The sequence below is a fragment of the Micromonospora sp. A202 genome (genome assembly GCF_006715105.1).
GTDB classification, from domain to species: Bacteria; Actinomycetota; Actinomycetes; order Mycobacteriales; family Micromonosporaceae; genus Micromonospora; species Micromonospora zamorensis.
The window spans coordinates 2,276,587-2,288,419 of record NZ_VFMP01000001.1 but is presented as its reverse complement, the minus strand read 5'-3'; the positions used below and the strand labels follow the sequence as shown (position 1 = coordinate 2,288,419).

At 73.0% G+C, this 11,833-nt stretch carries 11 protein-coding genes; 4 read left to right on the top strand and 7 right to left on the bottom strand.

From position 1 onward, the window contains the following. Positions 1-87: 87 nt before the first annotated feature. Positions 88-471, top strand: coding sequence for a PaaI family thioesterase (locus tag FBZ33_RS10545; protein ID WP_185755482.1), 384 nt, complete (start codon positions 88-90; stop codon positions 469-471). A 19-nt stretch (positions 472-490) separates the two neighbouring features. On the opposite strand, the gene FBZ33_RS10540 is transcribed toward FBZ33_RS10545, so the two are convergent. The 5 genes from FBZ33_RS10540 to FBZ33_RS10520 all read right to left on the bottom strand — a co-directional run bounded on the left by FBZ33_RS10540 (position 491) and on the right by FBZ33_RS10520 (position 5,204). Then, positions 491-1,828 (bottom strand): hemolysin family protein, encoded by a 1,338-nt coding sequence (locus FBZ33_RS10540; protein ID WP_141908883.1) that lies wholly within the window; start codon positions 1,826-1,828, stop codon positions 491-493. Between the two features lie 151 nt (positions 1,829-1,979). Beyond that, entirely contained in the window at positions 1,980-2,621 is a 642-nt protein-coding gene (locus FBZ33_RS10535) for a YgjV family protein (protein ID WP_141908882.1), read from the bottom strand. Positions 2,622-2,630: 9 nt separating this feature from the next. After that, positions 2,631-3,131, bottom strand: coding sequence for a GNAT family N-acetyltransferase (locus tag FBZ33_RS10530; protein ID WP_141908881.1), 501 nt, complete (start codon positions 3,129-3,131; stop codon positions 2,631-2,633). Between the two features lie 38 nt (positions 3,132-3,169). Beyond that, positions 3,170-4,645 (bottom strand): serine hydrolase, encoded by a 1,476-nt coding sequence (locus FBZ33_RS10525; RefSeq protein WP_141908880.1) that lies wholly within the window; start codon positions 4,643-4,645, stop codon positions 3,170-3,172. A 52-nt stretch (positions 4,646-4,697) separates the two neighbouring features. Further along, positions 4,698-5,204, bottom strand: a complete 507-nt coding sequence (locus FBZ33_RS10520; RefSeq protein ID WP_255508791.1) for a helix-turn-helix transcriptional regulator — start codon at positions 5,202-5,204, stop codon at positions 4,698-4,700. A 174-nt stretch (positions 5,205-5,378) separates the two neighbouring features. Here FBZ33_RS10520 and FBZ33_RS10515 point away from each other — a divergent pair, with 174 nt between their 5' ends. The 3 genes from FBZ33_RS10515 to FBZ33_RS10505 all read left to right on the top strand — a co-directional run bounded on the left by FBZ33_RS10515 (position 5,379) and on the right by FBZ33_RS10505 (position 9,980). Continuing rightward, positions 5,379-7,994, top strand: coding sequence for a cation-transporting P-type ATPase (locus tag FBZ33_RS10515; RefSeq protein ID WP_255508789.1), 2,616 nt, complete (start codon positions 5,379-5,381; stop codon positions 7,992-7,994). A 50-nt stretch (positions 7,995-8,044) separates the two neighbouring features. Beyond that, entirely contained in the window at positions 8,045-8,935 is an 891-nt protein-coding gene (locus FBZ33_RS10510; RefSeq protein WP_141908878.1) for a universal stress protein, read from the top strand. 160 nt (positions 8,936-9,095) lie between these two features. Continuing rightward, complete coding sequence (locus tag FBZ33_RS10505; RefSeq protein ID WP_141908877.1) at positions 9,096-9,980, top strand: universal stress protein; 885 nt, start codon at positions 9,096-9,098, stop codon at positions 9,978-9,980. On the opposite strand, the gene FBZ33_RS10500 is transcribed toward FBZ33_RS10505, so the two are convergent. Together FBZ33_RS10500 and FBZ33_RS10495 are read right to left on the bottom strand one after the other, a co-directional pair. Next, positions 9,973-10,608, bottom strand: a complete 636-nt coding sequence (locus FBZ33_RS10500) for an FMN reductase (protein WP_141908876.1) — start codon at positions 10,606-10,608, stop codon at positions 9,973-9,975. The two genes, FBZ33_RS10505 and FBZ33_RS10500, sit on opposite strands and share 8 nt — an antisense overlap. Continuing rightward, positions 10,605-11,747, bottom strand: a complete 1,143-nt coding sequence (locus FBZ33_RS10495; RefSeq protein WP_141908875.1) for an LLM class flavin-dependent oxidoreductase — start codon at positions 11,745-11,747, stop codon at positions 10,605-10,607. Before FBZ33_RS10495 ends, FBZ33_RS10500 begins: the two co-directional genes overlap by 4 nt. Positions 11,748-11,833 lie beyond the last annotated feature (86 nt).

The window sequence follows — 11,833 nt, the reverse complement described above, 5'->3', positions numbered from 1 at the left end:
CGCCGGCACCGACCCGTACCGGGTTTCCCGTAACCAGCCCCGGTTAGGCTTGCGCCCCGTTGATCGAGGAGGGGTTCTGCCGTGGAGATGCCGGATCTGACGGGTGGTTTCGTCGCCCTGCTCGGCCTGAAGTTCGAAGAGGCGTCCGCTGACCGGGTGGTCATCAGCTGGCGGGTCCGACCGGAGCTGCACCAGCCGTTCGGCATTCAGCACGGTGGGGTGTACTGCTCGGTCGTGGAGACCGCGGCCAGCGTGGGTGGTTCCCTCTGGCTGGGTGACCGGGGCACTGTGGTCGGCGTGTCGAACCAGACCGACTTCCTGCGGGCCGTCCGGGACGGGGAGCTGACCGCGGTCGGCACGCCGGTGCACCGGGGCCGCAGCCAGCAGCTGTGGCAGGTGGAGATCACCGACGCCGACGAGCGGCTGGTCGCCCGCGGTCAGGTCCGCCTCCAGAACCTCTCGCGCGACTGAGCGGCGGCACCCGGACGGTTCAGCTGCGGGCCTCGTCCAGCACCGGCTCCGAGGTCAGGTCGGCGTCGGAGTCGGAGTCGGAGTCGTCGGGCACCCGGCTGACCCGTACCTCGGTGATCGCCCGGTGGTCGATGCCGGCCACCATCAGCACCCAGCCGTCCAGGGTGACGTCCTCGCCGGCGACGGTGGGGATGTGCCCGAGTCGGGCCAGCACCAGCCCGGCGACGGTGGTGTAGTCGCCTTCCGGGCGCGACGGCAGCTCGACGCCGATGTCCGGAAGGTCGTGCACCGGGAAGGTGCCGGGCAGCAGCAGCGCGCCGTCGGGGTCGCGGCGGACCGAGCGCACGTCCCTGTCGGTCTCGTCGTAGATCTCACCGACGATCTCCTCCAGGATGTCCTCCAGCGTGACGATGCCGTCGACCGCGCCGCGCTCGTCCACGACGAGTGCGATGTGTTGGCGCTCTGCCTTGAACTGGCGCAGCGCCTCCACGACGGGCAACGAGTCGGGCAGCAGCATCGGAGGGCGGGCGATCTCGTCGACCGGGCGGTCGTCGGGCACCCCCACCAGGTCGCGCAGGTGGATCACGCCGGCCGTGTCGTCCAAGCCGCCGTGTCGCACGACCGGCGCGCGGGAGTGCCCGGTGGCGGCCAGCACGAGCCGCGCGGCCTCCGCGGTGGTCCCGCTGTCGAGCGTGAAGACCTGCAACCGGGGTACGAGGACAGCCCGCAACCGTCGGTCGGCGATCTCCACCGCGCCGGCGATGATGGTGCGTTGTTCCTTGGTGAAGCCGTGGTTGCCGGCGACGATGTCCCGCAGCTCGTCCGGGCCGATCTCCTCCGGCTGGTGCTTGGGGTTGAGCCCGACCAGGCGGACCACCACGTCGCTGGTGGCGCCGAGCGCCCAGACGGCCGGGCGGGTGAATGTCGCGAGCAGGTCGAGTGGGCGGGCCACCAGCAGCGCCCACCGCTCGGCGGCCTGCATGGCGATCCGCTTGGGCGCCAGCTCGCCGAAGACGAGGGTGACGAACGTCAGCGCGAGGGTGACCACCACGATCGCCATCGTCTCGGCGGCGCCGCCGAAGATTCCGAGCAGCGGCACGAGAGGCTTGGCCAGCGAGACCGCCGCGGCGGCGGAGGCGAGGAAGCCGGCGAGGGTGATGCCGATCTGGATGGTGGCCAGGAAGCGGTTCGGGTCCTTGGCGAGGCGGGCCAGCACCCGGCCCCCGCGACTGGTCCGTTCCAACCGCTGGATCTGGCTGTCCCGCAGTGACACCAACGCCATCTCGCTGCCCGCGAAGAGCGCGTTGATCACGACCAGGATTCCGACCAGGGCCAGTTGGCTCCCGTAGCTCTGCACGCCCGGTTCGCTCCCTCGTGGTGGTGGCGCCGGCCGGTACGCGCGGCGCCCGCCGGTCGGCGAGCCCGCCCGGCGTAGGCGTGTGATTGCCCCATCCGGTGCCCGCTGAATCCTGCGCCGGCGAGGCTACGCCGATAGGTCGCGGGTGACGCTACGCGGGATCGGCCGCCGGGGTGGTAGGCAGATCGAGGACGTACGAGTCGCCCTCCGGGCGGAAGCCGAGCCGGTGGTAATACGGCGCGACCATCCGGGGCGGGCTGACCACCTGGCGGAAGCCTCGTTCGGTGAACAGGTGGCTGCGCCGGTAGACGAACTCGCCCGGGGTGAAGTCGCGGAACTTGGGGGTCACGTAGTCCAGGTCGATCTGGGCGACGCCGCGCGCCTCGGCGTGGGACAGCACGACGCCGACCACCTCGTCGGCGGTGACCACCAGGAAGGCGGATCGTCCCGAGGTGTCCGCATCCCACCGGAAGTCGGGGTTGAAGCGGGCGATGTCAGCGGCGTGCACCCGCAGCGTGTGGGCGAGGAACTGGTCGCCGACGCCGACCTCGACCACCTGGTAGGTCTTCTCGTCGTGCCGGGTGGCGAGCATTCCCCGCAGGTACCAGAGGTTGATCACCGTAAGCACGATGTTGAGCCCGACCATGGGCCAGACCTCGATCGCGGCGTTGTAGCCGATCAGCACGAGGCAGCCGACGAGGTTGAGCGCGCGCAGCCGCAGGATGCGCGACTGCAGCAGCGACCAGACCAGCACCGCAGAGCCGGCCCAGCCGACGAGATCCAACCAGTTCACGCCGCGAGACTAGTGCCCACCCAGGTCAGAAGTATCGGCGGGCAGCTCCAGCAGCCACTCCTCGACGTCTTCGCCGCGGCCGTTGGCGTACCCCGAGTCCTCGCCGACCACCACGAACCCGCACTTGCGCAGCACCGCGAGGGACGCAGCGTTGTCCTTGGCGGCGCGGGCGTGCACCGGGCGGGGCAGCTCGCGCAGCAGGGCGGCCAGGGCCGCCGTGGCGTGGCCCCGGCCCCAGCGTTCCCTGTCGATCCAGTAGCTGACCTCGGTCTGGTCGTCGACCGGGAAGGCGCTCACGTAGCCGACCACCTCGCCGTCGACCTCGACGGTCCGGACCCGGTTCGCCGGGTTGGTGAGCACCCGCGCCCAGTGCCGGGCGAACTCCCGACGGTCGGACGGGTCCTCGGCGACGAAGGCGGCCATCCGGTTGGCCTCCGGGTCCTGCTGGAACAGGAAGAACTCGACGAGGTCGTCCTCCAGGACCGGGCGCAGCCGCAGATCAGAAGTCATCGGCCGAGGGTACGCAACGGCGGGCCCGCGCGGCTCGCTCAGTCGCTCACGGCGGCGACCGCCAGCACGGCGGCGAGCAGGGAACTGGCCACCGACAGCAGGCGACGCCACGGCACCCGCGCGTCGACCACCGGCAGGGCGGACCACCGGGTCACGGCCAGTGTTGCTCCCGCCGCGGACAGACCGGCCCCGAGCGGCCAGAGCCAGACCGGCACCACCGACCAGTCGCCCATCCGGTGCGCCAACCCGAGATAGGCGAACGCCCACACCACCGCGGCCACCACTGTCACCCGGTCCAGTTCGCGGCGGCGGGCGGTGCCGAGCAGGGACAGGCCGCCGAGGAAGGTGAACGCCAGAGCGAGACCGGCGCCGATCCAGACGGGAGCCACCGGTGCCGCCTCCCCCGCCTCCTTCTCCGGTACGCCGAGCAGTCGCAGCCCGATCGGCTCGACGCCCCTGTCGGTGTTGCCGAGCACCACCACCGCCCTGCCGGTGGCCCGTTCGAGGCCGATGTAGGACCGGAACCCGCCGGTCGCGCCGTTGTGCCAGACCACCTCGTGGTCGCCGTGCCGGGTGGTGAACCAGCCGTACCCGATGTGGTTGTTCTCGTCCTCCCGGAAGCGGGCGGTGGTGGCGTCGGCGCCGGGCGCGGTGCCGGCGAGGGTCGCGGCGGCCAGCCGGCCCAGGTCCCCGGCGGTGGACCAGGGGCCGACGCCGGCCGGTGCGTACCCCACTCCCGACCAGGTGTCGAGGGGCCGGCCGGAGGCCCGGCCGCCGTGCGCGCGGCCGGCCGGCAGGTCGTCGGCGTGGGTGGCGATCACTGTGGCGTCCATCCCGAGCGGTTGGAGCAGCCGCGCCCGCAGCAGATCGGCGTACGCGACGCCGGCCCTCGCTGCCAGCGCGTGGCCGAGCACGGACGGCCCGAGGTTGGAGTAGTGGACCTCGCCGCGATCGTCGTCGTCGGGGGTGACCCGGTCGGCGGCGCTGCGGACGGCGTCGGTGTCCTGCCCGGCGTACGGGTTGCCGCCGGACACGTTGGACCAGAGGATGCGGGCCCAGCCCAGGATGCCGTCGGGGGCGAGCCGGGGCAGACCGGCGCGGTGGCTGGCCAACTCGGCGAGCGTCACGTCGCGGGCGGGGCCGGTGACCGTGGGCCAGGTGGCGCCGAGAGGGTCGTCGGGGCGGACGACCCCGGCGGCGGCCTGGTCGGCGAGGAGCATGCCGGTGAGCGCCTTGGTGACCGAGCCGATCTCGAACGAGGTGCCGGGCTCGACGGGCTGGCCGGTCCGGTCCCGGTCACCCAGGCCGGCCGTGCGGATCCGGCCGTTCTCGACCAGTGCGACGGCGAGCCCGCGGTGTCCCGACGGGTCGCGTACGGCCGCGCGTGCGGCGCCGGCCAGGTCAGCGTCGCCGGTGGTCTGCGCGCCGAGGCGGGCCACCCGGGGCATGAGTGCGATTCCGGCGAGGCCGGCGATCAGCGCGACGACGATGGTGATCACTGTCGTCCGGCGCATGGTGCTTCTCCCTGCTGCTCGTCGTGCGGGCGGTCGGTGCTGCGGGCGTGGGTCATCGGCCGGCGGCGGTGAGGATGGTCAGCAGCGGCACCACGCGTTCGGCGGGGACGGCCCACCGACCCCGGCCGGTGCTGCTCAGCCAGCCGGCGGCGGTGATCTGGCGCAGGTGGTGGTGGAGTTGGCCGGTGGTGCCCAGCTCCTCGATCTCGGCGAGCTCGCTGGTGCTCTGCCGGCCGTCGAGGATCTCGCGCAGCAGCCGCAGCCGCACCGGGTGGGCCAATGCGGAGAGCGTGCTGGCCAGCTCCGTCCAGTCGGCGGCGAGCACGTCGTCGACGGTGCGGCCGTACTGCCAGTCGTAGTGCTGCCCGGCGACGCGGACGGTGCCGGTGTAGAGGACCGCGCCGGTGCCCTCGGGCGGCAGGCGCTGCTTGAGGCCGTCGAGTGCCCAGAAGGTGCCCTCGGATACGGGTGGCGCTGGTGGCGCCGCCGCCAGGCGCTCGTTCAACGCGGCGACCTGGGTCTCCAGCGCGGCGAGCCGCGACTCCATGGTGGCGGTCATAGGTTGATAGTACGTACAAACGTATTCCCGTACAAGCCGGGGACCCGGGAGGCCCGGCGGGTCTTTGGTCCCGAGCCCATCGGGCGCAACGCCTCTGCCCTGGGTGATCACTCAGCGGGATGGTGAGACGGACGGCGTGCCGGTGACGCGCCGCGCGGGACGGGGAGGTCACTGGTGGCGAAGACGGGCGGTCCGGGCCGGACGCTGGAGGGCACGATCGATGTGCCCGTCGCGGTCGGGCTCGACGCGGCAGAGGCCGCCGCCCGATTGCGGGCGAACGGACCCAACGCGGTGGCACCGCCGCCGCGCCGGCACGCGGCCGTACGGGTGCTGCACCAGCTCACCGACCCGCTGGTGGCCCTGCTGCTGGCCGCCGCGGTGGTGACCACGGTGCTCGGCGACTACCCGGACACCGCGGTGATCGTCCTGGTCGTGCTGGTGAACACGATCATCGGGGTGGTGCAGGAGATCCGCGCGGATCGCGCCATCGCGGCGCTGGGCCAGCTCGCCGCCCCCACCGCCCGGGTGGTCCGTGACGGCCGGGACCTGGCCGTCCCCGCCGCCGACCTCGTCCACGGTGACCTCGTCCGGATCGAGGCCGGCGACATCGTCCCGGCCGACCTGCTGCTGGTCGAGGCGAACCGGCTGCAACTGGATGAATCCGCGTTGAGTGGTGAGTCGGTACCGGTGGGGCGGACCGTCGGTCAGGAGGCGCTGGCCGGGACGGTGGTCACCACCGGACGCGCGGACGGCACCGTGCTCCGGACGGGGCCGGCGAGCGCGTTGGGCCGGATCAGCGCCCTGGTGGCGGGCACGCGGCCCGGCGCCACTCCCCTGCAACGCCGGCTCTCCGCCCTGGGCCGCACGCTCGGGTTGGTCGCGGTCGTCCTGTCGGGGCTGGTCTTCGCGATCGGGTTGTTCAGCGGTCGACCGGTGGTCGACATGGCCATCACGGCGGTGAGCCTGGTCGTCGCGGCGGTACCCGAGTCGCTGCCGGCGGTGGTGACCCTGGCGCTGGCGCTGGGCGCGCGCCGGATGGCCGCCGCGCACGCCATCCCGCGCCGGCTGCACGCGGTGGAGACACTCGGCTCGGTGACCGTGATCGCCTCCGACAAGACGGGCACCCTCACAGAGGGGCGCATGGCGGTGCAGCAGGTCGCCACCACCGACGGGGAGCGGTACGAGGTCACCGGCAGTGGGTACGCCCCGCACGGCGCCGTGCACCAGGATGGCGCGCCGGTGGCCGTACCGGAGGAACTCCGCCGGCTGGCGCGGGCCGGGCTGCTCTGCAACGACGCCGCCTTGTCACCCCCGGACGACGAACGACGCGACTGGGGCGCCGTGGGCGATCCTCTCGAAGCGGCGCTCGTGGCCTTCGCGGCCCGGTGCGGCCTCGACCCGCAGGACACCCGCGCGGCCTGGCCACGGGTCGCCGAGCACCCGTTCGACCAGGCCCAACGGCGGATGGTCACGGTGCACCGCTCCTGCGACCAGCGCTATCTCGTGGTCTGCAAAGGTGCCCCGGAGAGTGTCCTCACCACGTCCCTGCTCGACGCCACCGACGACGAGATCGCCGCGTTGACCCGCACCGCCCACCGGCTCGCCGGGGAGGGCCTGCGGGTGCTCGCCGTCGCCGCCGCCCTGGCGGACACGTCGCCGGACCCGGCCGCGCCGACCGGTCTGCGCCCGCTCGGGTTGGTCGCCGTCGGTGACCCGCTGCGCGCCGGCGCGCCCGAGATCGCCGAGAGCCTCGACGCCGCCGGGGTACGGCTGCTGCTGATCACCGGCGACCACCCGGCCACCGCCGCCGCGATCGGCTCCCAGCTCGGCCTGTGGCACGACGGTGATCCTCTCGCCCGCGGCGACGACGACTCGACGGCGCACCCGGACACCCGGGTCTTCGCCCGGACCCAACCGGAACAGAAGCTCGACATCATCGCGGACCTGCAGGCCCGCGGTCACGTGGTCGCGATGACCGGCGACGGAGTCAACGACGCGCCGGCGCTGCGCCGCGCCGACATCGGGGTGGCGATGGGTGGCGGCACCGAGGTCGCCCGGCAGGCCGCCGACCTGGTCCTCGTCGACGACGACCTGTCCACAGTGGCCGCCGCCATCGGTGAGGGCCGCCGCATCTACGACAACATTCGCCGGTTCCTGCGCTACGCCCTCTCCGGTGGCGTGGCGGAGATCATGGTGATGCTCATCGGCCCGCTGTTCGGGTTGGCCGTACCGCTGTTGCCCGCCCAGATCCTCTGGATCAACCTGCTGACCCACGGGGTGCCCGGGGTGGCGCTCGGCGCCGAGCCGGCGGAACCCGGCACCCTGCGGCGCTCGCCGCGCTCGCCACAGGAGTCGGTGCTCGGCGCAGGGCTCGGTCGGGACGTCCTGGTCACCGGCGCGCTGATCGCCGCCGTGGTGCTGGGCGCCGGTGTGGTCGCCGCCGACCGGGACCTGCCCTGGCAGTCGGTGGTCTTCGTGGTGCTCGGGCTGGCCCAGCTCGGCGTGGCACTGGCCGTCCGGGCACCCCGGCCAGCGGGCGCGCGCCACGGCAACCCCGGCCTCCTCGTCGCGGTCGCGGTGTCGGCACTGTTGCAGGTCGGCGGGGTGCTGTTCGCCCCGCTGCGGGACCTGCTCGGCACCGACCCCCTGGCACCGACCGTGCTGCTGGCCTGCGCGGTGGTGAGCGCTCTGCCCGGGTTGGTGCTGCGGCTGACCCGTCGCCGTCCGACACCGCCGAGCGACCGGGTCGACGGGACCAATGGCCCCCGGCCCCTTACCGTCCGCCCCTGACCGTCCGGCCCGCACCGCAGGAGGATGAAGACGGAACTAAGGAGGACGTGATGACCAACAGATCCGGTGCCCCCGTGGTGGTGGCTGTGGACGGCTCGACATCGGCGCTGGAGGCGGTGCGTGTCGCCGCCCGGGAGGCCGCGACGCGGGGCCGCCCGCTGCGGGTGGTGCACGCGTTCATCTGGTCGCTCTACGGCGTGTCGTTGGAGCCGGCGCCGGGCGCTCCCGTCAACGCCGGGTTCCGGCACCAGGCGGAGCAGGTGGTCGCCGAGGCGGTGACCGAGGCCGGCAAGGTCGCACCGGAGCTCGCCGTCACCGGCGCGATCGTCGAGGGCGCGCCCACGCCGATGCTGCTGGTCGAGGCCCGGGACGCGGCGCTGCTGGTGCTCGGCAGCCGGGGCCTGGGCGGCTTCGGCGGGCTGCTGATCGGCTCGGTGGCGGTGCAGGTCTCCGCCCGCGCCGACTGCCCGGTGCTGGTCGTCAAGGGTGAGGCCCGCGCCGACGGGCCGGTCCTGGTCGGGGTCGACGGCTCGGACCTGTCCGCCCAGGCGTTGGGGTTCGCCTTCGAGGAAGCCTCGTTGCGCGGCACCGATCTGGTGGCGGTGCACGCTTGGATCATCCCGGCGGCGCCGAGCGACCTCCTGCCGATAGCGAACGACGTGGAAGCGCTCATCGCCGAGGAGGAGCGGGTGCTCGCCGAGGCGATCGCCGGTTGGTCCGAGCGCTACCCCGACGTGCCGGTGCGGCGCCGAGTGGCGTACGGCGCACCGGCGCGGATGCTGGTGGAGGAGTCGGCCACGGCGCAGCTCACCGTGGTCGGTGCACGCGGCCGTGGCGCGCTGGCCGGCATGCTGCTCGGCTCGGTGAGCCACACGGTGCTGCACCACTCGCACAGCCCGGTGGTCGTCGTTCGGCACCGCCGCGAGGATCGCAAGGACTGACCCCTCGTACCGTCCGCGCCGGCCACTCCCCCTCGGCCGGCGCGGACCCACGTCCGGTCTCACGTCAACCGCCCGGCCGGCGCGTTCGGTCGGCCGGTGCCGGCGCGTTCGGCGCCGTGACGGCTGCGCACCGCCGACAATGGGCTGACCGACCCAGGGAGTGCTGATGAACCGACCTGTCGTGGTGGGCGTGGACGGATCGCCGTCCAGCCTCGTCGCCGCGGAGCACGCCGCCCGCGCCGCCCTGCTCCGATCCCGGACGCTGCGCCTGGTGCACGGCTACCTGCACCCGTTCGGCTACGGCGTGCCGCTCAACCCGTACGACCTCGGGGTGCCGGTGCCCTCCGAGGAGGCGCAGAAGATGTTGGAGCGCACGGCGGCCGAGCTGACCGACCGGTGCCCCGGCCTGGCCGTCGAGGTGCGCCAGGTCGCCGGTGGCCCGGGCATCACTCTGATCGAGGAGTCCCGCCAGGCCGAGTTGGTAGTGGTGGGCAGCCGAGGGCTGGGCGGGTTCGCCGGGCTACTCCTCGGCTCGGTCGGCACGCAGGTGGCCGCGCACGCGCACTGCCCGGTGCTGGTGGTCCGCCCGGACGAACAACCGATCCCGGTGGACGGTCCGGTGCTCGTCGGCGTCGACGGGTCCGAGTCGTCCCGGCTCGCCGCGGGCTACGCCGCCGACGAGGCAACCCTGCGGGACGTGCCGCTGGTGCTGGTGCACGTCGGCCCTGCGGACGAGGAGCGGACGGTGCCGGAGGAGATCGAGGAGTCACAGGCCGCGCACCAGGCCGACACGGTACGGCTGCTCTCCGACGCCTCCGCCGCCGTTCGCGCCGAGCATCCCGACCTGGTGGTGCGGGAGCATCCGGTCCGCGCGGCCGGCGCGGCCCAGGGGCTCGTCGAGGCCAGCGGCACGGCGTCGCTGCTGGTCGTGGGCACCCGGGGCCGGGCCGGATTCGCCGGGCTGCTGCTCGGCTCGGTCAGTCAGGCGGCGATCCAGCACGCGCACTGCCCGGTGCTGGTCGCCCACCCCTACCCGGTCAGCTGACCGGTGTGTCGTCGGATCGACCGAGCATCTGTAGAAAGTCGGTGGTGAGGGCGAACGGGTCGGCGGGGCCGCTGGCCGGCGGTCGACGCTCGATCTGGTCGGCCAACTCCCCGGCGGCACGCCGGATCCGGCCGCACAACGCGCCGTCGGCGGTGCCGTCCGACCAGTCTTCCGGTGCGGCGAAGACGGCGGTCGGGACCACCACCGACCGGAGGTAGGCGAACATCGGGCGGACGGCGTGCTCCAGTGCCAGCGAGTGCCGGGCGGTGCCGCCGGTCGCCCCGATCAGCACCGGCCGGTCGACCAGCGAACCCGAATCCAACACGTCGAAGAAGGACTTGAACAGCCCGTTGTAGGAGGCGCTGAAGATCGGGGTGACGGCGATGAGCCCGTCGGCCCCGGTGACCGCGTCGATGACCTCGCGCAGCGCCGCCGGCGGGAACCCGGTGAGCATGTTGTTCACCACGTCGTGGGCGTACTCCCGCAGGTCGACAACGTGCAGCTCCACCTCGGAGCCGCGCCGGACCAACTCGTCGCGGGTGGCCGCGGCGAGCTGGTCGGCGAGCAGCCGGGTCGACGAGGGCTGACTCAGCCCCGCCGAGACCACGGCCAGGGTGCGGCGGGTCATCGGGTCGCCCCCTCCGGCGCCTTGCCCGTCACGTCGTCGACGGCGTGCACGGTGCTGTCCTTGGCGCCACCGGCGGCGGCGACCATCGCGGCGTGGGTGGGAGCCTCCGGCACGTGCGCCGGACGCAGCGCCGCGAACTCCTTACGCAGCACCGGCACCACCTCCTCGCCGAGCAGGTCGAGCTGCTCCAGCACGGTCTTCAGGGGCAGCCCGGCGTGGTCCATCAGGAAGAGCTGCCGCTGGTAGTCGCCGACGTACTCCCGGAAGCAGAGCGTGCGGTCGATGACCTGCTGCGGGCTGCCCACGGTCAGCGGGGTCTCTCGGGTGAACTCCTCCAGCGACGGCCCGTGCCCGTAGACCGGGGCGTTGTCGAAGTACGGACGGAACTCCCGGACCGCGTCCTGCGAGTTGCGCCGCATGAACACCTGCCCACCGAGACCGACGATGGCCTGGTCGGCGGAGCCGTGGCCGTAGTGCGCGTACCGCTGGCGGTAGAGCGCGATCATCCGCTGGGTGTGCTCCTTGGGCCAGAAGATGTGGTTGGCGAAGAAACCGTCGCCGTAGTACGCGGCCTGCTCGGCGATCTCCGGGCTGCGGATCGAGCCGTGCCAGACGAACGGGGGCACGCCGTCGAGCGGACGCGGCGTCGAGGTGAACGACTGCAGGGGGGTGCGGTACTTGCCCTTCCAGTCGACCACGTCCTCGCGCCAGAGCCGGTGCAGCAGGTCGTAGTTCTCGATCGCGAGCGGGATGCCGGCGCGGATGTCCTTGCCGAACCACGGGTAGACCGGGCCGGTGTTGCCGCGGCCCATCATCAGGTCCACCCGGCCGCCGGAGAGGTGCTGGAGCATCGCGTAGTCCTCGGCGATCTTCACCGGGTCGTTGGTGGTGATCAGCGTGGTCGCGGTGGACAGCAGCAGCCGCTCGGTGCGCGCCGCGATGTAGCCGAGCATGGTGGTCGGCGAGGAGGGCACGAACGGCGGGTTGTGGTGCTCGCCCGTGGCGAAGACGTCCAGGCCGACCTCTTCGGCCTTGAGCGCGATGGCGACCATCGCCTTGATCCGCTCATGCTCGGTCGGCTCCCGACCGGTGGTCGGGTCGACCGTGACGTCACCGACGGTGAAGACTCCGAACTGCATGACCAGCTCCCTGCGTGTAGAACCGGGTCATTCGTGGTGCCCGGACGCAGCTCTCAACTTATTTGACGACGCAACTATTCCGAAGG